The organism is Klebsiella sp. R390, from assembly GCF_051131745.1.
Classification (GTDB): Bacteria; Pseudomonadota; Gammaproteobacteria; order Enterobacterales; family Enterobacteriaceae; genus Klebsiella.
Genome location: NZ_CP180445.1, coordinates 1020818 through 1043833, shown reverse-complemented (window position 1 = coordinate 1043833; position 23016 = coordinate 1020818). Strand labels below are relative to the sequence as shown.

Below are 23016 nucleotides of genomic sequence, written 5' to 3'. Positions count from 1 at the left end.
GACTAGTATGGAAGTTATCGGACCAATTCAGGTTAAGATAGAACACAGGTGGGCAGTAGCGTTATTTATGAAAGCTTTTTCATAAGGTGGCGAAATGCTCACAACAGAGCCAAACCTTTGCTTGATAGACTGGGTTTACCGCCAATGAAAATTCTTTCATTTTGAAGATGGAGCTGGATCACAAAATGGATAAAAAGCTAAAAATTGCCGATATCGCCGCCCGCACCGGCATGTCGGCGAGCACCGTCTCCCGGGTACTGGCTGGCAAAGCCAACACCAGTGAAAAGGCCCGACAGGCGGTGCTGACCTGCGCCCGTGAGATGGGGGTGATGGACGGCATTGCCGCCGGGCGTATGCTGCTCAATAGCCTGGTGGTCTTTGCACCCCAGCGGGCGTTTGATGAACGTTCGGATATCTACTACTACCGGGTGATCCAGAGCATCCACCAGGCGCTGGGCGCCCATGAAGTGCGCCTTCGAACCTGCGCGCTGGAGGAAAACGACAGCGATGCCAACCTGTTCCTGGCCCGTATGAACGAACCCGAAACCGAAGCGGCAATCCTGCTGGGCATTGACGATCCGCATATTCACGATCTGGCGGCGGATCTGGCGAAACCCTGCGTGCTGATCAACTGCCGTGACGACGGGATGCGCCTGGCGTCGATTGCGCCGGATCACCGGCTGATCGGCCAGTTTGCCGCGCAGTATCTGTTTGAAATGGGTCACCGGGCGGTGCTGAATGTGATGTGCCTGCGCCGCTATACCATGGAACTGCGGCTGGCCGGCATTAAAGAGGCCTGGCGCGGGCGCAATATGCGGTTTGCTGATGGGCGGGATCTGCTCACCGTCGCCAGCTTTAGTGCCAAAGATACCCAGGCGCGGGTAGAGGAGTGGCTCGATGCCCAGGCGGGTAAGCCGCTGCCGACGGCGTTTCTGGTCGGCGGCGATTTCATGGTCGCCGGTACGGTCAACGCATTGCAAAAGCGCGGATTGCGGGTGCCGCAGGATATTTCGGTGATGAGCATCGATGGGTTTAATCTGGCGGCGATTCAGGATGTGCCGCTGACGGCGGTGCACGTCCCACGGGATGAACTGGGTATTGAAGCGGTGCACATGCTGCAACAGCGGCTGATCCGCCCGGATGCACCGCGTGGGTCTTTGCTGCTGCACGGCACGCTGGTGGTGCGCGATTCGGTACGGCGGATACGCTCCGGTAACCGCCATACCGCCGTGGTGCAGGCTGGGTTGTATGACGACTAGACTGCTATGCCCAGCGCCCGTTTCCCGTGGATGTTCAGGTCGGCAAGGGTAAAACGCTCCTGCCAGTCGGCTTCGTAATCTTCGCGAGGGAAGTCCCCCGGCGATGCGCCGTTTTCCAGTGCCACTTTAACCTTGTGCGCGTAGGCAAGGTTTTTCTCACACATCGGCGCGGCGGGAATGTACATCACGTTGCCCCAGCCCTGCTGGTTTTCCACCGGCGCCACCGAGTGAATGACATCGCAATGCCACCAGACCGAATCACCCGCATTGAGCGCCGGAATGGAGCTGAGCGCTTTGATCAGCAGCGGGTGCCATTTCTCTGAAATGGGCAGCACTTTGCCCGGCGCCACGCCGCACAGCTCATCATCCGGGACATCGTCCAGCAGCGGGCGCAGCAGGACATAGGCCATCGCTTCCGGGATCGGCACGACGTGCAGCAGCCCCTGATCGGGGATCATGTCAGAGAGGGCGGTCCAGCCCTGGAAGGTCCGGAAGACCGAGCATTTGGTGGTGTTATCGACGGTGTACTCTTCCACCTCGGTACGGTGTGCCGCATCCCACGGGTCGTAAGCATCAATATTGCCGTTAAAGACGCTGGCAAAGACCTGCTGATAGGCCGGGAGTAACCAGCGTTCCAGCGCCCCGGAATCGGTGTGTGCGCCCAGCCCCTTAGAGGTGGTGCCCGGCGGACGACGGCGGATACGGTCCGGGTAAATCACGCTGACGTCCGGGTCAAACCACTGCTTACCGTCGTGGTTAAAGGTCCACAGGCGGTTCAGGAAGGATTGTACCGCTGCCATCTCATCACTTTGTCGCGCCTGCATCTGCGCCTGTGACCAGTAAATTGGGTAAATTTCCGGGCGGGAGGCATCGAGCGAGCCGAAGAAGGTGTCACCAGGGCCTTTGTAAACCTCATCGAAATGGTTGTGGTCGAGATATTCCAGCATGGAATTATCCCAGGCCAGCGCCCGCTCGCGTGTGAAGTGGCCTTTAATAACCGCACAGCCGCGACGTTTGATCGCCTCGCGCTGGGCGTGGCTGACCTGGCCCTGCGCAATGTCGCTGAACGGGATCACCGGCCAGACATCGTCGCCCCGGGCTTTCAGCGTGTCGATCTCTTCGAGACGGGCCGCGATCCGCGTGCTCAGCCGGTCGAATACCGCCTGGACATCGCCAATTTGCGCACGCAGATGCTGTTTCATGTGTCGAATCGCCGTTTTGTGGTCGGCGGGTAATGTTTCGTGGGTATAGATATCAGCCATGGTGACCTCACTCATCTTTCATTCGAAAGTATCAAATCTTACAAACGATAATTTAAGTTAAAATAAAGTTAATGCAAGTTTAAAAAGTAGAGTGGGCGCACAAAATAGAAAAGCCGGGGCAGGATGCCCCGGTTAGCGGTCAGTCTGTGAAGGGAGTGGTCCGATCGAGAACGGCCTGAATGACCTTCAGCGCCCCGTGATGGTTGTTATCATCGGCGGCGTATGACGAGATGGCTTTGATGCTGTCAGCGGCATTGCCCATGGCGAAAGCGTATTTTACCAGTTTCAGCATTTCCGCATCGTTGCCGCTGTCACCAATGGCAACGCACTCCTGCGGCGAGACGTGCCAGCGCTTAAGCAGACGGCTGATGCCGTTGGCTTTGTGCAGGCCGGGAATGATTAAATCGACAAAGCCGAAACCGCTGGTGACGGGCTTCATGATGCCGTCCAGCGAGACATGCAGTTTATCGATAAGCTGCGGAATTTCGCTATCCGGCAGATTCAGGGAGAACTTGAACAGCGTGTCGTCAATGGCCTGGTAATCGCTGATGCGCTGCAGGCGATGGTAGTGCTTTGACATCAACGCGACAAACGACTCGGGCGCTTTATCGCTGACGTAAGCGCTCTCCAGACCGCAGGCAACAAAATTCAGCTGACGGTCTTTCAGCAGTTCGCCAATCACCACCTGGGATTCGTGACGGGTCAGTTCGCCGTGGAACAGTTGCTTGCCGTGTTCGTAAACCAGCGCACCGTTCTCGGCGACAAACGAGATCTGCTCGCGGATTTCCGGGAAAAATGAGATCAGCTGGTAGTACTGGTTGCCGCTGGCGACAACAAATTCAATACCTTGCTGCTGAAGCTGCGCGAACTGCGCAAGAAAACGCGGGCGATCGTACTGCTTGGCGTCATTGAGAAAAGTTCCGTCCATATCAGTGACGATAACTTTAACGGTCATAACAAAGGCTCCTGGCTAACTTCGACCAGCAACATTCTAATTACAATGTGACCTGAAGCACAAATTTATTTCGAATGAAAGTCATTAACACCCCGGAGGCGGAGCCGATCAATGTGGGCTGGGGTTAATCCCGGAGGCGGCGTGACCGCCTGTCCGGGCTACGGGGCTTGTGCCTGGGTGTAGCCCGGACAAGGCGCAGCGCGCCGCCTCCGGGAAGGTGCCTTACAGTGTATGCTCGGTACGGGCGATGATATCGTCCTGGGCATCCGGCGACAGGGCGGTGAAGAAGGCGGAATACCCGGCGACGCGGACCACTAAATCGCGATACTGGTCGGGGTGTTTCTTCGCTTCCAGCAGCGTTTCACGCGACACAATGTTGTACTGGATATGCCAGCCTTTATGCACCTCGAAGAAGGTACGCAGCAGCACCATCAGCTTCTGTTTATCGGACTCGTTCTCCAGCGTAGCGGGGTTCAGCTTCTGGTTAAGCAGCACGCCGCCGAGGATCGAACCGGTAGGCAGTTTGCCGACCGAGCTTATTACCGCCGTTGGCCCCAGATGGTCCGTCCCGGACGCCGGGCTGGCTCCTTCCGCCAGCGGTGAATGTGCCTTACGTCCGTCCGGCGTCGCCATGGTCTGGGCGCCAAACGGTACGTTAGCAGAGATAGACGAGGTCCCGGCATAGTAGGTACCGCCAATTGGCCCCCGGCCATAGCGCGGGTTGTGGTACTGCTTCAGCTCATCGATGTAGGTCTGGTAGGCGCGCGCCAGCAGGGTGTCCACGCTGTCATCATCGTTACCGTATTTCGGTGCGCCGTTAATTAAGCGCTGACGCAGCTGCTCGTGGGTCAGACCGTCGAAATCTTCCGCCAGCGCTTTTGCCAGCTGCTGTTGGCCGATTGCCCCCTGCTCGAACACCAGTTTCTTGACCGCCACCAGACTGTTGCCGAGGTTGGCGATCCCAACCTGCAGGCCGGAAACCCAGTCGTATTTCGCGCCGCCCTGTTTAATGCTTTTCGCCCGCTCGATGCAGTCATCCACCAGCGCTGAGCAAAGAATGTCATGGACGTTCTCCTCCAGCATGGTATCCACGACGTACTCTATTTCGATCGATTTGCGGGTGTAGTAGCGAATTTGCGTATCCCATGCCGCCATCACTTCATCGAAGTCAGTGAAGTTGCCTGCGGACAGGGCTTTCACCTGCGGCAGGAACACTTCGCCGCTGGTGGCGTCGCGACCGCCTTCCATCGCCGCCAGCATCACCCGGGCGAAGTTAATAAAGCTCATGCCGGTGCAGCGATATCCCCACTTGCCGCCGACCGCGGTTTCGATGCAGCCGATGGCCGCGTAGTCATAGGCGTCCTGTGGCTCGATGCCGAGTTTGATGAATTCCGGGATCACGATCTCGTCGTTATTGAACGCCGGCATCCCGAAGCCGCAGCGAATCACCTGGACGCAGGCGTCGAGGAAGTCGTTGCTCATCCCGGCATGGTAGCGCACGCTGAGGTTCGGCTGAGTAGAACGCAGACGACCGCAGGATTCCAGAATTGCGTAGGAGAGCGGGTTCACTGCATCCTGCGGGGTGCCGTTTATCAGGTTTTGTCCGCCGATGGTGACGTTCTGGTACAGCGGGCTGCCCGCCGAAGCTTTTGAGTGTGAACCGGAGCGAATTTTGTTCACTTCCAGCAGCTTCAGCCAGCAGCTGTGCAGCAATTCAATGGCCTGCTCGCGCTCCAGTGATTGCTGCAGCTCGACGTCGCGACGGTAGAACGGATAGAGATACTGGTCCATGCGGCCAAAGGAGACCGAGTGGCCGTTGGATTCAATCTGCAGGATCAGCTGGATGAAGTAGCACAGCTGCAACGCCTGCCAGAACGTTTTTGGCGGTTCGTGGGCGATAAGGTCGCAGTTTTCCGCGATTGCCAGCAGCTCGTCCCGGCGGCTTTCACGCGTCTCTGTCGCCGCCATTGTCCGCGCCAGTTCGGCAAAGCGCTTGCTGTGCTGACTTACCGCCTCCAGCACGATATCAATGGCTTTCAGGAACTGTTCGCCATGCAAATCTTCCAGCACGGTGAGGTTGATGCGTGAACGGCGCTCGGCCACTTTGGCGCGCATCCCGTCGAGACCCTTTTCCAGCAGCAGCGCATAGTTAACCGCGAGGTGCGCATCGCCGGAGGTCATATTGCCTTCGGCTTTAATAATGCCGGTCGCCAGCAAGGCTTTTTGCTCATCGGTAAACATTCCGTAGCAGCGATCCTGGACGGTTTGTCCACGCCACCACGGGCAGATTTCATGCAGCACCCGTTTGTTTTCTTCACTGACCGCAAAGCCGGCGCCAGGACGATCGGCGAGGTCATCGATCTCTTTTTCGATCCAACTGACGGTATATTCCGGGAAGATTGGCGCGGCGCGGACTTCGCTGGCCTGGTTGCCAATGATCAGTTCGTCGTGCTTGATCCAGATAGTGCGCTCGGCCAGGTGATGGGCCAGCGCCAGCGCGCGACGCACCGGGATCGGCTTATCCAGGTGCTGCTGATAAGCGGTGGTGTAATGCTGCGCCCGCTCGGTGCACACCGGCGGCTTAACGATATGTACCAGTGCCATTTTGTGCGCCTGAATGCGTGCGCTCAGCGTATCAAGTTTCAGGGTGGTCATGGGGTTATCCTCGTAAAGTAGCCGTTAAACCTTTGCTCTGAGCATAGTGCTGCGCGAAGGCGAGCAGCTCGGGTGCAGCAAGCGGTTTATCCGGAGCGGTATAGGGCTGATTGAGTAACTGGTATTTGTTCATGCCCAGCGTGTGGTACGGCAGGAAATGAATCTCCGCGACCTGCAGGCGGTCGGCGGCAAAATCGGTGATGGCGGTAATGGCGGCTTCATCGGCGTTGAACCCCTGAATCAGCGGCACGCGAATGATAATTTTCTTGCCGGCCTGCGCCACCCGTTGCAGGTTATCCAGCACCCGACGCGCGCTGCCGTCGGTCCACTGGTTGAAAATGGCCTCGTTGACATGTTTCAGGTCGGCGAGAAACAGATCTGTCCACGGCAGCGAAGGGGCAATGTATTTCCACGGCACATGCAGGCAGGTTTCAACCGCGGTATGGATCCCGGCTTCATGGCTGGCCTGCAACAGCTGCTGCGCCAGCTCAGGATTCATAAACGGCTCGCCGCCGGAGAGGGTGATCCCGCCGCCGCTGCGATCGTAAAAGGGTTTATCGCGCAGCACGGTTGTCATAATCTCCGCCACGCTTTTCTCTTCACCGCAGACGCTGAGGGCGGTGGTCGGGCAGCATTCGCGTAGCCGGGCGTAATGGTCGTCGGTGAGCTTTTCGCGATGGATAATCAGACCGTCGAGAGTGCGGCTAATCACGTCCGGTGCAGCCTGCTGGCACAGGTCGCACCCGTCGAGGCACAAACGCGCGTCGTACAGCAGGTCGGCGCTGCGGGCGCGGCTTTCAGGGTTTTGACACCAGCGGCAACCCAACGAACAGCCTTTCAGGAAGACGACGGTGCGAATCCCCGGACCGTCATGAGTAGAATAGCGCTGAATGTTGAAGATCATGATTTGCCCTCTTTTTTGCATATGAAGATTAAGTTACTTTCGAATGAAAGTGACATTGATGCAAATCAACAAGCAGAAGGGATCTGATCAGGAAGAAGAGGGAAAGGCGGAGCCGATCACACATTATCCGGCGGCGGGCGCCGCCGGTTGGCTAATGAGTGGTGCCGCACACTTCGCACTGCGGGTCACGCAGCAGCTTCATTTCGCGAAACTGGCAGGTCATCGCATCGTACATCACGATTTTCCCCGCCGCCGGAGTGCCGTAGCGGGTGAGCACTTTGATCGCTTCCATCGCCTGGATCGCGCCGATAATCCCGACCAATGGCGCCATCACGCCCGCCTCAACGCAGGTCAGGGCGTTTTCACCAAACAGGCGGCTCAGGCAGCGATAGCACGGCTCACCCTCCTGCCAGGTAAAGACGCTGATCTGGCCTTCCATGCGGATTGCGGCGCCGGATACCAGCGGCGTTTTGCGCAGGAAACAGCCGGCGTTCAGCTGGTTACGAATCGTGACATTATCGGTGCAGTCGAGCACCAGGTCGTGGGCGGCGGTCTGCGCTCGTAAGGCCTCTTCATCCAGCAGGGCATTCACTGGGGTGAGCTGAACATGCGGGTTGATACGCGCCAGTGCGTCGCGGGCCGAGTCAACTTTCGGCTGGCCGATGGTGGCATCGCTGTGCAGCGTCTGGCGCTGTAAATTGGAGAGCGCGACGGTATCGAAATCCAGCAGCGTCAACTGACCGACGCCCGCTGCGGCCAGATACTGCGCGGCGGCGCAGCCGAGCCCGCCGAGCCCGACTACCAGCACCCGCGAGGACTTCAGCTGCTCCTGACCGTCAAAATCGAACCCGCGCAGGATGATTTGTCGGTTGTAGCGCAGCATCTCCTCATCGCTCAGCTCGATGCTCATTACAGTCCCCCGAACAGATGGTTGAAGGGCTCGACTTCCACCCATTCACCGGCTTCAACAGGGCCGCGTTCACGTTCGAGCACAATAAAACAGTTGCCGAGGCTGAAAGAGCTGAAAATATGCGAACCCTGGTGACCGGTAGAGCTGACCACCAGTTCACCTTCCGGGGTACGCTGCAGCACGCCGCGCTGGAAGTCGAGGCGCCCCGGCGATTTTTTCAAGCGGGCGGCGGCGCGTACGCGCAGACGGGTAGGCTGAGCCTGGCCGTGGTTGCTGCTCAGCTTCGCCAGCAGCGGCTGCACCAGCTGGTAGAAGGTCAGGGTTGCGGAAACCGGGTTTCCAGGCAGACCGCAGAACCAGCTGTTGTTCAGTTTACCGAAGGCAAAAGGTTTGCCCGGTTTGATAGCCAGCTTCCAGAAGCCAATTTCGCCCAGCTCTTCGAGGATGGTTTTGGTGTAATCCGCTTCTCCGACGGAGACGCCGCCGGAGCTAATCACTACGTCGGCCTGCTGGTCCGCCTCGATAAAGGCGGCACGTAGCTTGTCCGGGTCATCAGGGATAATGCCAAGATTAATGACGTCACAGCCCAGCTGTTGCAGCATCAGGTGTACGGCCAGGCGGTTGGTATCGTAGATTTGCCCGTCGCCAAGCGGTTGGCCCGGCAACTGGAGTTCATCCCCGGTTGAGAACACCGCGACGCGCACTTTGCGTACGACCTCGACCTGCGCAATCCCCAGCGATGCCAGAACCGGTAGTTCGGCGACGGTTAAACGGGTCCCCGCCGGGAATACCACCGCGCCGGCGGCGATGTCTTCCCCACGCAGGCGAATGTTTTGTCCGGCTTTCACCGGCGCAAGGAAACGCACACCGTCGTCGGTCTGTTCGGTCTCTTCCTGCATTACCACCGCATCGCAGCCCGGCGGGATTGGCGCGCCGGTCATAATGCGAATGCAGCTTCCGGCAGGCCACGGCGCGTGGAAAGGTTGCCCGGCGAAGGCTTTACCCGCTACCGGCAACGCGGTGCCGTCGGCGAGGTCGGCCAACCGCACGGCATAGCCATCCATCGCCGAGTTATCAAAGCCAGGTACGTCCAGCGGCGAGCTAAGATCATGGGCAGTTACGCGCGAAAAGGCCTGCAACAGCGGTACGGTTTCCACCGCACTCAGCGGCGTAATTCGATTGAGCATTTCTGTCAGGGCTGTGTCGAGGGGCATCAGTCCGGCGTTAAAATCCATGGGGCTCTCCTGCGGGTAAAACTGCGAAAGGGGCATTATGCCAGAAAAGCTTCTCCTGCTATATGGCTTCACCGTTTGTGCTTTATGCCCGTCATACTTCAAATTGCATGAGCGTTGGCTTTCCTCGCTCACCCCAGTCACTTACTGCAGTAAGCTCCAGGGGATTCCCAGCGTCTCCGCCTTCCTGCAATTCGAATTATCTAGGGCATACACCGCAAGATGCGCTTTCTATATTCAAAAATTGTATAGGACTGTCAGCACGATAATGATATTTATACATAAAATTATCCATGGACACTCTTTGCCACTCAGTGGTGGTTTACAGGATGTCAGGCTAAGACTCACATCGTTAAAGGATCGCTGAATGGGCAAGGCGGTGATAGCAATTCATGGCGGGGCGGGCGCATTGACGCGCGCGACCATGACACCGGAGCGCGAGCGGCAGTATGTGGCGGCGCTCTCGGAGATCGTCGACAGCGGGCAAAAAATGTTGGCGGCAGGAGCCAGCGCGCTGGATACGGTGACTGAAGCGGTGCGGCTGCTCGAAGAGTGCCCGCTGTTTAATGCCGGGATTGGCTCGGTCTTTACCCGCGACGCCACTCACGAACTGGACGCCTGTGTGATGGACGGTAACCAGCTGCAGGTTGGGGCGGTTGCGGGGGTCAAGCATCTGCGTAACCCGGTACTGGCGGCGCGTCTGGTGCTTGAGCGCAGCCCACATGTGCTGCTGATTGGCGAAGGGGCCGAGGCGTTTGTCGCCTCTCAGGGGATGGCGCAGGTCGACAACGATCTGTTTTCGACCACCGAACGTCTGCTTCAGCTACAGCAGGCCCAGCGTGACGATGCCATCGTGCTCGATCACCACGCCGCACCGCTGGATGAGCGGCAAAAAATGGGCACCGTCGGTGCCGTGGCGTTGGATCTGAACGGTAATCTGGCTGCCGCGACCTCGACCGGCGGCATGACCAATAAACTGCCCGGCCGCGTTGGCGACAGTCCGCTGCCGGGGGCCGGGTGCTATGCCAATAACGCCAGCGTGGCGGTCTCCTGTACCGGTACCGGTGAGGTGTTTATCCGCGCCATGGCGGCCTACGATATCGCCGCGCTGATGGAGTATGGCAACCTCAGCCTGTTCGATGCCTGCGAGCGGGTGGTGATGGAAAAACTGCCGGCGCTTGGCGGCAGCGGCGGGCTGATTGCTATCGACAGAGAAGGCAACGTGGTGCTGCCGTTTAACAGCGAAGGCATGTATCGGGCCTGGTGCTATGCCGGCGATACGCCGACGATTGGGATTTATCGGGAATAAGGAGGAAGCGCGTTGCCGCATAGTCAAGATATCGACGCCAGTGACGTTCTGGTGGTACGCGATCTGAACGTGGCCTTTCGCCAGGAGCAGGCGACCTTTGCCGCGGTGCAACACCTTTCGTTCACTCTACGGCGCGGTGAGACCTTAGCCATCGTCGGGGAGTCCGGCTCGGGCAAATCGGTGACCGCGCTGGCGCTGATGGGCCTGCTCGACCAGGCGGCGAGCCAGGTCAGCAGCGAGGCGCTGAGACTGCGCCGTCGCAACGGCCAGGTCATCGCCCTCGACGCGCTATCTGACGCCGGGATGCGCAGCGTGCGCGGGGCCGACATGGCGATGATTTTCCAGGAGCCAATGACCTCGCTGAACCCAGTGTTTACCGTTGGGGAGCAGATCGCCGAGTCCCTGCGTCTGCACCAGGGGCTGGGGCGTGAGGCGGCGCTGCGGGAAGCGAAGAAAATGCTCGATCAGGTACGTATTCCCGAAGCGGAAACGATGCTCTCGCGCTATCCCCATCAGCTTTCCGGCGGAATGCGCCAGCGGGTGATGATCGCGATGGCGCTGTCGTGCCGCCCGGCGGTGCTGATCGCCGATGAACCGACCACCGCGCTGGATGTCACCATCCAGGCGCAGATTCTTCAGCTCATTGCCGTGCTGCAAAAAGAGATGGCGATGGGGGTGATTTTTATCACTCACGATATGGGCGTCGTGGCCGATATCGCCGACCGCGTGCTGGTCATGTACCGCGGCGAAGCGGTAGAGAGCGGCAGCGTCGAGGAGATTTTCCGCGCGCCGCAGCATCCTTATACCCAGGCGCTGCTGGCGGCGGTACCGCGGCTGGGGGCGATGCGCGGAAGCGTGTTGCCACGCCGTTTCCCGCTGTTAGCACAAGACCCGCCGGAAGCGGAACAACAGAACACGGTAGGGACCGGCGAGCCGATTCTCAAAGTGCGCGACCTGGTGGCGCGCTTTCCGCTGCGTAGCGGCATTCTGAACCGTATCACCCGGGAAGTTCACGCGGTGGAAAAGGTCAGCTTCGATTTGTGGCCGGGGGAAACCCTGTCGTTGGTCGGCGAGTCCGGCTGCGGCAAGTCAACCACCGGGCGCGCGTTGCTGCGGCTGGTGGCGACGCAGGGCGGGTCAATTATCTTTAACGGTGAGCGCATCGATACCCTGGCCAACAGCAAGCTGCAGGCGCTGCGCCGCGATATCCAGTTTATTTTTCAGGATCCGTTCGCCTCGCTCGACCCGCGACAAACGATCGGCTATTCGATTATGGAGCCGCTGCGTATTCACGGGATGCTTGAAGGCGAGGCCGCACGCCAGCGCGTCAGCTGGCTGCTTGAGCGTGTCGGCCTGCAGCCGGAACACGCCTGGCGTTATCCGCACGAGTTTTCCGGCGGTCAGCGTCAGCGCGTCTGCATCGCCCGCGCGCTGGCTCTCAATCCGAAAGTGGTCATTGCCGATGAAGCGGTATCGGCGCTTGATGTCTCGATCCGCGCGCAGATTATTAATCTGATGCTCGATTTACAGCGCGAAATGGGCATCGCCTTTCTGTTTATTTCGCACGATATGGCGGTGGTTGAACGCATCAGCCACCGCGTGGCGGTGATGTATCGTGGGCGCATCGTTGAGATTGGCCCACGTCGTGCCGTGTTTGAAAACCCGCAGCATCCTTATACCCGCAAACTGATGGCCGCCGTACCGGTAGCCGACCCGGCGCATCGTCACCCGCAGCGCGTACTGCTGTCTGACGAACTGCCGGGCAATATTTACAAGCGCGGGGAAGAGGTCATCAGCACGCCGTTACAACAGGTGGGACCGGGGCATTATGTCGCCAGAGAACCCGTCGCCGACGTGCTGGGAAGATAACAACGACACCAACAAAACAGTATTCAGGAGAACAACATGACACAACGCGTATTACGCAAAGGGTTGTTGACGCTGGGCATCGTGTCGGCGCTGGCTGCAAGCCCGGCCTTTGCCGCCAAAGATGTCGTCGTGGCGGTCGGTTCTAACTTTACGACCCTTGACCCTTATGACGCCAATGACACGCTGTCACAGGCGGTCGCGAAGTCTTTTTATCAAGGCCTGTTTGGTCTTGATAAGGAGATGAAGCTGCAGAACGTGCTGGCGGAAAGCTATACCATTTCGCCGGATGGCCTGGTGTATACCATTAAGCTGCATTCGGGCGTCAAGTTCCAGGACGGCAGCGATTTTAATGCCGATGCGGTGAAGGCCAACCTCGACCGCGCCAGCAATCCGGACAACCATCTCAAGCGCTACAACCTGTATAAAAATATCGCCAGCACCGACGTCGTTGACCCGACGACGGTGAAGATCACCCTTAAGCAGCCTTTCTCTGCGTTCATCAACATCCTTGCCCACCCGGCAACGGCGATGATCTCCCCGGCGGCGCTGAAAAAATACGGCAAGGAGATTGGCTTCCATCCGGTAGGAACCGGGCCGTATAAGCTCGACACCTGGAACCAGACCGACTTTGTCAAAGTGACGAAGTTTGCCGGTTACTGGCAGCCAGGCTTGCCGAAGCTGGACTCGATCACCTGGCGTCCGGTAGTGGATAACAACACCCGTGCGGCAATGCTGCAAACCGGCGAGGCGCAGTTTGCCTTCCCCATCCCCTACGAGCAGGCCCCGCTGCTGGAGAAAAACAGCAAGCTGGAGCTGGTGGCCAGCCCGTCAATCATGCAGCGCTACATCAGCATGAACGTCACGCAAAAGCCGTTCGATAACCCGAAAGTGCGGGAAGCGATCAACTACGCCATTAATCGCCAGGCGCTGGTGAAAGTCGCTTTTGCCGGCTATGCCACCCCGGCGACCGGCGTCGTACCGCCGTCGATTGCCTATGCCGAGAGTTTTAAACCATGGCCGTACGATCCGGCGAAAGCGCGCGAGCTGCTGAAAGAGGCCGGGTACCCCAATGGTTTCAGTACCACCCTGTGGTCGTCGCATAACCACAGCACCGCGCAGAAAGTGTTGCAGTTTACTCAACAGCAGCTGGCACAGGTGGGGATTAAGGCGCAGCTGACGGCGATGGATGCCGGCCAGCGTGCGGCGGAAGTGGAAGGTAAAGGGCAGAAAGAGAGCGGGGTACGGATGTTCTACACCGGCTGGTCCGCCTCCACTGGCGAAGCTGACTGGGCGCTGTCGCCGCTGTTTGCCTCGCAAAACTGGCCGCCAACTCTGTTCAATACCGCCTTCTATGGCAATCCGCAGGTGGATAAAGATCTCAGCGATGCGCTGAAAACCACCGACGTGCAGGAAAAAACACGGCTTTACAAAGCGGCGCAGGAGACTATCTGGAAGGAGTCGCCGTGGGTACCGCTGGTGGTCGAAAAACTGGTCTCGGCGCATAGCAAGAACCTCAGTGGTTTCTATATTCAGCCGGATACCGGATTTAGCTTTGAACAGGCGGATTTAGCACAGTGATGGTATGTACCCTGACCCTCTCCCATACAGGGAGAGGGATGCAGACCCGCAGGCAAAGGGGGGATGATGCTCAACTATGTGCTTAAGCGCCTGCTGGGCCTGATCCCCACGCTGCTGATTGTGGCGGTGCTGGTGTTCTTATTCGTGCATATGCTGCCCGGCGATCCGGCACGGCTGATTGCCGGTCCGGAGGCCGACGCGCAGGTGGTGGCGATGGTGCGCCAGCAACTGGGGCTTGACCAGCCGCTGCATGTGCAGTTCTGGCACTATATTACCAGCGTGCTGCAGGGCGACTTTGGTACCTCGATGGCATCGCGTCGTCCGGTCAGCAGTGAAATTGCCAGCCGCTTTATGCCGACGCTGTGGCTGACGCTTGCCAGCATGAGCTGGGCGGTGATCTTTGGTATGGCGGCGGGGATTGTGGCTGCCGTGTGGCGTAATCGCTGGCCCGACCGGCTGGGGATGGCGCTGGCGGTCACCGGGATCTCATTTCCAGCCTTTGCGCTGGGGATGCTGCTGATGCAGGTGTTCTCGGTGGAGTTGGGCTGGCTACCGACGGTGGGCGCCGATAGCTGGCGACACTATATTCTGCCTTCATTGACGCTAGGAGCGGCGGTGGCGGCGGTGATGGCGCGTTTTACCCGGGCGTCGTTTGTCGATGTGCTGCACGAAGACTATATGCGCACCGCCCGCGCCAAAGGGGTGAGCGAGACGCTGGTGGTGCTCAAACATGGTCTGCGCAACGCTATGATCCCGGTCGTTACCATGATGGGACTGCAGTTTGGCTTTCTGCTCGGCGGTTCGATTGTGGTCGAGAAGGTCTTTAACTGGCCCGGCCTTGGGCGGCTGCTGGTGGATTCGGTGGAGATGCGCGATTATCCGGTGATTCAGGCGGAAGTTCTCCTTTTTTCGCTGGAGTTTATTCTTATTAATTTAGTGGTGGATGTGCTGTATGCCGCCATTAACCCGGCTATCAGGTACAAGTAAGGTGCGATTGCTCAACTGGAGAAGGCAGGTGGTTATTAACGCGATGCCGGGTATTAAGCCCGGACAAATTCGCACGCCGTGGCGCGAGTTCTGTCGGCGATTTCGACGTCAGCCGGTGGCGATGGGGGCGGGGGTATTTGTTCTGCTGCTGATTATGCTTGCGCTGGTGGCGCCGTGGATCGCGCCGTTCGATGCCGAAAACTATTTCGATTATGACCGGCTCAATGACGGCCCGTCGATGATCCACTGGTTTGGCGTGGATTCGTTAGGGCGGGATATTTTTAGCCGGGTGCTGGTCGGCGCGCAGATTTCACTGGCGGCCGGGGTGCTGGCAGTGCTGATCGGCGCGGTGATCGGCACGGTGCTCGGTTTACTGGCCGGGTATTACGAAGGCTGGTGGGATCGCATTATCATGCGCATCTGTGATGTGCTGTTCGCGTTCCCCGGGATCCTGCTGGCGATTGCGGTCGTGGCGGTGATGGGCAGCGGCATGTCAAACGTGATTATTGCGGTGGCTATCTTCTCAATTCCGGCGTTTGCCCGACTGGTGCGCGGGAATACCCTGGTGCTCAAGCAGCAAACCTTTATCGAGTCGGCGCGCAGCATCGGCGCCAGCGATATGACGATCCTGTTCAGCCATATTTTGCCCGGTACGGTATCGTCGATCGTGGTCTATTTCACCATGCGGATCGGGGTATCGATTATTTCCGCCGCCAGTCTGTCGTTCCTGGGGCTAGGGGCGCAGCCGCCGACGCCGGAGTGGGGGGCGATGCTAAACGAAGCGCGCGCGGACATGGTCATGGCACCGCACGTGGCGCTGTTCCCGGCTATTGCGATTTTCCTGACGGTACTGGCGTTTAATCTGCTGGGGGACGGCCTGCGCGATGCGCTGGATCCGAAGATAAAGGGATAGCGTGGAATTCCCCGGCGGCGCTGTTGCTTACCGGGGCTACAGACTGACACCCGGATCAGGCGCGTCAGCGCCGCAATCCGGGATAAGCTCAGAGAGAGGAATTAAACCCGGCTGCCCCACAGGTCATATTCGTCAGCGTGTTCGACTTTCACACGCACGACGTCGCCCGGTTTGACGTTGGTTTCGCCGTTCAGGTAGACCGCACCGTCGATTTCCGGGGCATCGGCCATGCTGCGGCCAATCGCGCCTTCTTCGTCAACTTCGTCGATCAGCACCATCACTTCACGGCCCACTTTTTCCTGCAGGCGTTCGGCGGAAATCTGCTGCTGAAGCTGCATAAAGCGGTTCCAGCGCTCTTCTTTCACCTCTTCCGGGATCTGATCCGCCAGTTCGTTGGCGGTCGCACCTTCAACCGGGCTGTATTTGAAGCAGCCGACGCGATCGAGGCGGGCCTCTTTCAGGAAGTCGAGCAGCATCTGGAAATCGTCTTCGGTTTCGCCCGGGAAGCCGACGATAAAGGTCGAACGCAGGGTCAGATCCGGGCAGATTTCGCGCCACTGCTTGATGCGTGCCAGCTGACGGTCCGCAGAGCCCGGGCGTTTCATCAGTTTCAGAATACGCGGGCTGGCATGTTGCAGCGGAATATCCAGGTATGGCAGGATTTTGCCGGCGGCCATTAACGGGATCACGTCATCCACGTGCGGGTACGGGTAGACATAGTGCAGGCGCACCCAAATCCCCAGTTTCGCCAGCTCTTCACACAGGCTGACCATGCTGGTTTTGACCGGCATGCCATCGTGGAAACCGGTGCGATGTTTGACATCGACGCCGTAGGCGGAGGTATCCTGGGAGATCACCAGCAGCTCTTTAACACCGGCATCGGCCAGGCGTTTGGCTTCGGCAAGCACTTCACCAATCGGACGGCTGACCAGGTCGCCACGCATCGACGGGATAATGCAGAAGGTGCAACGATGGTTACAGCCTTCGGAAATCTTCAGATAGGCGTAATGACGCGGCGTCAGCTTCACGCCCTGTTCCGGCACCAGGCTGAGGAACGGGTTGTGTTTTGGCTTTGGCGTATAGTGGTGGACATGCTCCAGAACCTGCTCGTAGCTGTGCGGGCCGGTGATCTCCAGCACTTTCGGATGCACTTCACGAATCTGATCTTCTTTGGCGCCCAGGCAGCCGGTGACGATGACTTTGCCGTTTTCTTTTAACGCTTCGCCGATGGTTTCCAGAGATTCCTGGACCGCGCTGTCGATAAAGCCGCAGGTGTTGACGATAACCATGTCGGCATTGTCGTAGCTGGGAACCACTTCATAACCTTCGGTACGCAGTTCGGTCAGAATGCGCTCGGAATCCACGAGGTTTTTCGGGCACCCTAATGAGATAAATCCAATTTTGGCCATTTTTTATACTATTCATTGCTCGGAATGGCGCGATTATACCTATGCCTTGATTGTCGTTTCCAGCCCCCGATGAGCGGCAAAGGACGAATAAAGACGTAACCTCACAGCAGATAACAAGAAAGCCGCTGCAATAATCGTCAGCGCACGGTAAAAAGCGCGGCGCGATGCGGGCTGAAGGCTATTTCAGCATGGCGGCTATTTTCTCCAGCGTCGGGGTGACCGATGTGTAAAAGTGGCGAAAGCCCGGGCAGAGATAGTTGAGGCCCTCTTCACCATCCGGGGCGCGCACAATACGATTTTTCGGACACTCTCCCCAGCACAGATTCAAATGCGGACAGGATTTGCAGTAGGCGGGCAGAGTCTCTTTTTTGCCCATACCGAATACTTTCTGCCGTTCGGAAAAGACCATATGCGCCAGTTTGTGGGCGCGGATGTTTCCCAGTTTGTACTCGGGGTAGACATAGTGATCGCAGGAGTAGACGTCGCCGTTTTTTTCAATGGCCAGCGCTTTGCCGCAAAACGGCGCGGTAATGCACAGTTGAGAAGGCAGCCCCATGGTTTGTACCACTGCGGTTTCAAACAGATTAACCTGTACGCGGCCCAGATCGTGGGTAACCCAGTCGTCAAAGGTAGCCGTCAGAAAATGTCCCCAGTCGTCCGGGTCAACGGACCAGTCGGTGACGATGGAGTCGAGATCCCCCGGTTTAGCCCGACGGGTGCCGGTCAGCGGAATGGTGTCGTCCTGCCAGAACTGCGGAGCCGTGGTTTTGAACTCCGCCGCTTCCACACAGGGGGTGAACTGAATATAGGTTGCCCCAAGCTCCTGAGTGAGGAACCGGTAAACTTCGTGGGGAAAGCGGGCATTGACCCGGTTGATAACCGCCAGCGCGTTGAAAGGCACCTGATGACGCTTGAGGGCGGCAATGCCTTCCATCACTTTATCAAAGGTGGGTTTGCCGCTGCGGGTGACGCGAAAACGGTCATGGAGTTCGCGCGGGCCATCAATGGAGACCCCAACAAGGAAGTTATGCGCTTTCAAAAACGCCGCCCACTGGTCGTTAATCAACACGCCATTGGTTTGGAGATCGTTCTCAATACGCTGATGTTTTGGCTGGTATTTCTTTTGCAGTGCAACCACCTTGTGGAAAAAATCCAGCCCCATCAGGGTGGGTTCTCCCCCTTGCCAGGAGAAGATGATCTCCTCGCCATCCTGGCTTTGAATATACTGGCGGATAAAGTTTTCCAGAACTTCGTCGCTCATCCCCTTATCGTGTGGCTGGTGCAGCAGTTGCTCTTTGTGCAGATAAAAGCAGTACTGACAGTCAAGATTACAGGTTGAACCGCTGGGTTTAGCCATCACGTGGTAGCGCCGTTTGTAGGCGGGAAGATATCGGCCTGCATTCGGTAACGGCGTCAGAGGGATCTCGGTGCTTTTTTTCATCAACCCTAACCTGTGTCATGGAGCATCTGAAGTAAAAAAGGCCCGGGGAGTGAACGCCGCGGGCAGGACCGTAGCGTAACGTCAGTTGCCGGTAGGCATACTCAGTTGGAAACCTTCGTTCTGTAGTTGATCGCGTACGTTTTTGAAACGCTCATATTGAGATAGCGTGATTGGGCCACTGTAGGCTTCACTCTGCGATTTACGCGGTGGATACTGGACATAGGTTTTCATCAGGTTTGAGATGGCCTCATTGAAGGTCACCAGCGTCCAGGTGTGCTCGGTATAGTTGTTCATAAAGATGTCGTAACGTTCCTGCGGATCTTGCCAGAGGTCAAAAATCTGCGGCACGGTGGCGACATACGACTCCGGTCCTTTCCATCCAAGGTTCGCGTCAACTGCCAGACCGCCGGTTTTGGCGCCGTCGTCGCCGCGCAGGTTAAATACCGCCTTATAGTGCCCGACGCGTGCGGCCCCCGGGGTCAGCTCGTTTTCTGTAAAGTAGAACCATGACGTCCGCGGGTCTTTGCCCGTGCCGAACAGCACCGGGGAGATGTCGTAGCTATCAAAGATAATGGGCTGACCCGCGCGATCCTTGTCCGGCAGTTTGATGCCGGCCACGGAAGCAAAGGTGGCCATCAGATCCAGACCCCCGACGATGTCGTAGTTCCGGCTATGGTCTTTAATTTTCCCAGGCCACCAGGCGATAGCCGGAACGCGACTTCCACCTTCACGATCGGTGCCCTTAGTACCACGGAACGGCGTGTAACCGGCATCCGGATAGACGTCCTGCCAGGCGCCGTTATCGGTAGTCCAGATCACGAGGGTATCTTTATCGAGACCCAGTTCACGCAGCTTATCCATGATGTGGCCGACGCGGGAGTCCATCTCCACCATCGAATCCGCGTATTTGCTCTTCGACATCGATTTACCGATGTAATCAGGATCGGGCATGTTCGGTTGGTGGTTCTTCATGAAGTTGATGCTCATAAAGAACGGTTCCGTCGATTTGGCATTAGCCGTCAGGAAATCCAGCGAGGCTTTTTCGACGTAGCGATCGAAGAACGGAATGCCGATCACCCCTTCTTTGCCATCGATCACCGGGGTGTTGACGTACTGACCGTTGATTTTGAAGTCTTCTGTCGGGGCTTCACCGGCTTTTCCTGAGAGGGCACCGCGGGTCACGCGAGCAAACATTTCACGCAATTGCGGATCCATATCCGGGTACCAGGCGGGGTCGGCGTAGGTGTAGGCATTGAGGTGATACAGGCCGACGTATTTCATTTCATCATAGCCCTGGGCATTGGGCAGGGAGTAATCGGCTTCACCAAGGTGCCATTTACCGGTGAAGAACGTTTTGTATCCGCCGGTTTTCAGCACCGATGCCAGGGTCCACTCTTCTTTCGGCAGGCCGCCGCCCTGGCCCTGGAAGGCCACGGTGGTCATCCCGCTGCGGTTAGGGATCCGTCCGGTTTGCATCGCGGCCCGGCCTGGGGTACTGCTGGGCTGACCATAAAAGTCAAAGAATGTCATCCCTTCATCGGCCATCCGGTCGAGGTTAGGAGTCGGCATACCGCGACCTTCGCCCCCGCCGTACACGCCGAGATCGCCATAGCCGGTATCGTCTGAGACGATTAAAATGATGTTAGGTTTCTTTGCTGATTCACCGTTTTGGGCCGTACTGTTTTGATCGGCAGCCCGCACAGCACCATAGGGTAAGAGAGAGCCGGCGGCGAACGCCAACACCCCTATACCCTTATATGTTTTATTCATGTTTTTCCCCACCACAGTTGCATTTGATAATGAGTATTATTTAACGCTGTCCGGGATGCCTAAAATGAATCAGTTCAAACCCCAACGTAGCCATGAAATAAGCGGCATCTTATTTGGCGTCCGGGCAAACGTTGTAAGTGAAGTTGAGATTGATGAAAAATGCCAGGACCCTTAGTTGCCCTCTGAACGAGAACTAGCGAAAGGTAGTCAGGCCTTGACCGGTGAGGCTTTGCGAGGTTTTTATCGCGGGTGGGAGGATAAAATAAACGCTGAAAATGAAATTAATTCAGCAAAACGAAGGGTCAGAATAATCGTGTTTTTTGTCATCAAATATTTCGCTATTAATAAATTCAGACCAATTTCACCCGCATTGAATAATATTTTTAAATCATCAAGGACGGCCCCGGGAGGGTTTCCCGGGGCCTGATGGTCAGGAAGAGGTGACATTGCCTGCCGGTGCAGCACCGGGGGCGGTGGGCTCACGCTTATCACGCAAGGTGAAAATCGAGATCAGGGTAAACAGGCCGGCAATGCTGCCGAGAATGTAATAAGTGTGGGCAAAACCAATGGTGTCGTACAGGTAACCCGCCAGCGGTGAGTAAATAGCGGTGGCAATAGAGGCCACGAAAAGCACCAGTAAATAGACCGTCGAGGAGAGTTTATGGTCGAAGTTGGCGGCGATAAATTTGAACACCGACACCAGGATCAGCGGTTTTTCCAGCGCGTGCATCATTTTCACCGCGCCGATCCATACCGGACCTAGCGGGATGGCGGAACCCACGATGCGCACTGACATAATCAGCCCGGCAATAATCAGCGCCCATTTTGCCCCGGTACGGTTAACAAACCACGGCATCAGACACAAAAAGAGGGTCTCACCACAGACCTGAATCGACGCCAGAATACCGTACCAGCGATTGCCTTCTTCTGGGGTGGCGAACTGTAGCGAAAAGTACTGGGCAAACTGCTGATCGTAGGTGTCGTAAATTTGGGTGACGAACAGGGTGAAGATCAGCAGCATCCAGAACTGACCATTTTTCGCCAGCTCCAGCGCATGGGAAACCTTCAGTGCGCTGGTTTTTTGTATCTCATCTTCGGTGAGCTCGATTTTGGTCAGCATAAAACAGATGGCGGCGATAACGATGGCAATACTGGCCAGCCAGAAGGCGAGGTTTGGATTGCTGTCGATATACTTGCCGACAATCCAGGCCGCAGCGGCCCAGCCCAGCGAGCCCCACATCCGCACCCGGCCATATTCAAAGTGATAGCGGCGAGAGATTTTGTCGATATACGAATCGATCACCCCACAGCCGGAGTTAAAAATCATCCCCAGGTAGATACCGCCCAGTAAAGCACCCAGCCAGAAGTTATGGACCAACAGCGGTGCGTACAGATAGATAAAGAACGGCCCGACCGGCAACAGCATGGCCAGTAGGATCCAGATAAGCCGCTTTTTCAGGCCAAATTTATCGGCAATAAAGCCGAAAAACGGCTGCATCAGCAGGGCGATAAAGGCGTTAACGGAGTACAGCAGGCCGGTTTTGGTGGCGCTGATCCCAAGGTGCTGGGTGGTCCAGATAACAAAGAACGCCATGGTCGATGACCAGGCGAATAAATAGAGGAAATCGAAAAGACTCAACAAGACGTAGTTTCTTTTGCCGGGCGTCATGATTTCAGTTCCTTCAGGCGGATCGCGGTTATGTTACAGCCATAAGCTGTAGGATGTGTTTTTTATTGAGTGTTATACGTAATACATTTGCGATACTGATATGACACCTGGGAACGGATTTGATCAATTTTTATGGTGTTAATCTGTGATGTAACCGGCAATAAATAGCAATTTAATGATTTTAACGTATTCATCATCCCCTTTGATTGTATGTTTTACGTATAACATTTTTTGTTTTATTGCCGTATCTTAACGACGGCACGGTGCGCGGGAGAGGATAACCATCTTTTTAACATTGTAAATGATGTTAATTAACCGGAATGATTGACCTCGCGCATCTTTCTGCACAAAAAATAACCATATTATGGTTGTGAGCATGGACAACAAGAGAGGAGGAACCATGATGAACGTTGACAGACGCTACCGTAACCTTCTGAATAAGCTGATTAATGCCAGTATCGATCTTGATGCTTACTTGCAGCTACGCAAAGCGAAGGGCTATATGTCAGTCAGCGAAAATGAGCATCTGCGGGATAACTTGTTTGAACTCTGCCGTGAAATGCGTGAATACGGAGCGCTATTGCGGGATGCCCTCGCGCCGGAAGAGAAGGATGCTTTCCGTTCTGCGGGTGAAGCCGTCGCCTCTGCGGCGATCTGCTTGATGAGCGGGCGCCATGACTGCCCGTCGTATATCGCGGTAAACGTCGAGATGCTGGAACGCTACCTGGCAGCGTTGTCGCTGAATATTCATAAACTGAATAAGTTGGCGGCAGCAAGCCACGCCTGATCGTCAGGGGGAGCTGAGCTCCCCCTGTTTAATGTTATGTAAAAATCCCTTCCTGATGCGCCTCGCTGGCTACCCTTATCGGATTGCCGATAAAAGGAGTCTCCATG

At 57.0% G+C, this 23016-nt stretch carries 17 protein-coding genes; 7 read left to right on the top strand and 10 right to left on the bottom strand.

From position 1 onward, the window contains the following. Positions 1-167 precede the first annotated feature (167 nt). On the top strand, positions 168-1259 hold the full coding sequence (locus tag ACMYSP_RS04850) for a LacI family DNA-binding transcriptional regulator (RefSeq protein WP_434587016.1): 1092 nt from the start codon (positions 168-170) through the stop codon (positions 1257-1259). Here the strand turns inward: ACMYSP_RS04850 and ACMYSP_RS04845 are convergent. The 6 genes from ACMYSP_RS04845 to moeA form a co-directional block, all read right to left on the bottom strand. Next, positions 1256-2521: a DUF1479 domain-containing protein gene (locus tag ACMYSP_RS04845; protein ID WP_434585803.1), complete on the bottom strand. Its 1266-nt coding sequence runs from the start codon at positions 2519-2521 to the stop codon at positions 1256-1258. The two genes, ACMYSP_RS04850 and ACMYSP_RS04845, sit on opposite strands and share 4 nt — an antisense overlap. Before the next feature lie 139 nt (positions 2522-2660). Beyond that, positions 2661-3476 (bottom strand): Cof-type HAD-IIB family hydrolase, encoded by an 816-nt coding sequence (locus tag ACMYSP_RS04840; protein WP_434585802.1) that lies wholly within the window; start codon positions 3474-3476, stop codon positions 2661-2663. Positions 3477-3698: 222 nt separating this feature from the next. Beyond that, positions 3699-6131 carry a formate C-acetyltransferase/glycerol dehydratase family glycyl radical enzyme gene (locus ACMYSP_RS04835; protein ID WP_434585801.1) on the bottom strand — a complete coding sequence of 811 codons (2433 nt, stop codon included), beginning with the start codon at positions 6129-6131 and terminating at the stop codon, positions 3699-3701. A gap of 4 nt (positions 6132-6135) precedes the next feature. Further along, positions 6136-7035: a glycyl-radical enzyme activating protein gene (locus tag ACMYSP_RS04830; protein WP_434585800.1), complete on the bottom strand. Its 900-nt coding sequence runs from the start codon at positions 7033-7035 to the stop codon at positions 6136-6138. A 151-nt stretch (positions 7036-7186) separates the two neighbouring features. Beyond that, a complete protein-coding gene (gene moeB, locus ACMYSP_RS04825) occupies positions 7187-7945 on the bottom strand; it encodes a molybdopterin-synthase adenylyltransferase MoeB (RefSeq protein WP_434585799.1) in 759 nt (252 codons plus the stop codon). Continuing rightward, positions 7945-9180: a molybdopterin molybdotransferase MoeA gene (gene moeA, locus ACMYSP_RS04820; RefSeq protein WP_434585798.1), complete on the bottom strand. Its 1236-nt coding sequence runs from the start codon at positions 9178-9180 to the stop codon at positions 7945-7947. The genes moeB and moeA overlap by 1 nt, the downstream gene beginning before the upstream one ends. 364 nt (positions 9181-9544) lie before the next feature. Here moeA and iaaA point away from each other — a divergent pair, with 364 nt between their 5' ends. The 5 genes from iaaA to gsiD all read left to right on the top strand — a co-directional run bounded on the left by iaaA (position 9545) and on the right by gsiD (position 15833). Beyond that, positions 9545-10486 (top strand): beta-aspartyl-peptidase, encoded by a 942-nt coding sequence (gene iaaA, locus ACMYSP_RS04815; RefSeq protein ID WP_434585797.1) that lies wholly within the window; start codon positions 9545-9547, stop codon positions 10484-10486. A gap of 12 nt (positions 10487-10498) precedes the next feature. Further along, a complete protein-coding gene (gene gsiA / locus ACMYSP_RS04810; RefSeq protein WP_434585796.1) occupies positions 10499-12355 on the top strand; it encodes a glutathione ABC transporter ATP-binding protein GsiA in 1857 nt (618 codons plus the stop codon). A gap of 36 nt (positions 12356-12391) precedes the next feature. Then, positions 12392-13933, top strand: a complete 1542-nt coding sequence (gsiB, locus tag ACMYSP_RS04805) for a glutathione ABC transporter substrate-binding protein GsiB (RefSeq protein WP_434585795.1) — start codon at positions 12392-12394, stop codon at positions 13931-13933. Between the two features lie 66 nt (positions 13934-13999). Next, positions 14000-14920: a glutathione ABC transporter permease GsiC gene (gene gsiC / locus ACMYSP_RS04800; protein WP_123756097.1), complete on the top strand. Its 921-nt coding sequence runs from the start codon at positions 14000-14002 to the stop codon at positions 14918-14920. 1 nt (position 14921) lies between these two features. Further along, the gene (gsiD, locus tag ACMYSP_RS04795) at positions 14922-15833 is read left to right on the top strand and encodes a glutathione ABC transporter permease GsiD (RefSeq protein ID WP_434585794.1); all 912 of its coding nucleotides are present in this window, start codon (positions 14922-14924) and stop codon (positions 15831-15833) included. Between the two features lie 101 nt (positions 15834-15934). Here the strand turns inward: gsiD and rimO are convergent, their stop codons facing one another. The 4 genes from rimO to ACMYSP_RS04775 all read right to left on the bottom strand — a co-directional run bounded on the left by rimO (position 15935) and on the right by ACMYSP_RS04775 (position 22122). Beyond that, entirely contained in the window at positions 15935-17242 is a 1308-nt protein-coding gene (rimO, locus tag ACMYSP_RS04790) for a 30S ribosomal protein S12 methylthiotransferase RimO (RefSeq protein ID WP_434585793.1), read from the bottom strand. Positions 17243-17420: 178 nt separating this feature from the next. After that, positions 17421-18683, bottom strand: coding sequence for an anaerobic sulfatase maturase (locus tag ACMYSP_RS04785; protein WP_434585792.1), 1263 nt, complete (start codon positions 18681-18683; stop codon positions 17421-17423). Positions 18684-18764: 81 nt separating this feature from the next. Continuing rightward, positions 18765-20453 carry an arylsulfatase gene (locus ACMYSP_RS04780; protein ID WP_434585791.1) on the bottom strand — a complete coding sequence of 563 codons (1689 nt, stop codon included), beginning with the start codon at positions 20451-20453 and terminating at the stop codon, positions 18765-18767. A 430-nt stretch (positions 20454-20883) separates the two neighbouring features. Then, positions 20884-22122 carry an oligosaccharide MFS transporter gene (locus ACMYSP_RS04775; protein WP_434585790.1) on the bottom strand — a complete coding sequence of 413 codons (1239 nt, stop codon included), beginning with the start codon at positions 22120-22122 and terminating at the stop codon, positions 20884-20886. 403 nt (positions 22123-22525) lie between these two features. On the opposite strand from ACMYSP_RS04775, the gene ACMYSP_RS04770 reads away from it, so the two are divergent. Further along, on the top strand, positions 22526-22909 hold the full coding sequence (locus tag ACMYSP_RS04770) for a biofilm formation regulator BssR (RefSeq protein ID WP_434587015.1): 384 nt from the start codon (positions 22526-22528) through the stop codon (positions 22907-22909). The last annotated feature ends 107 nt before the right edge of the window (positions 22910-23016 follow it).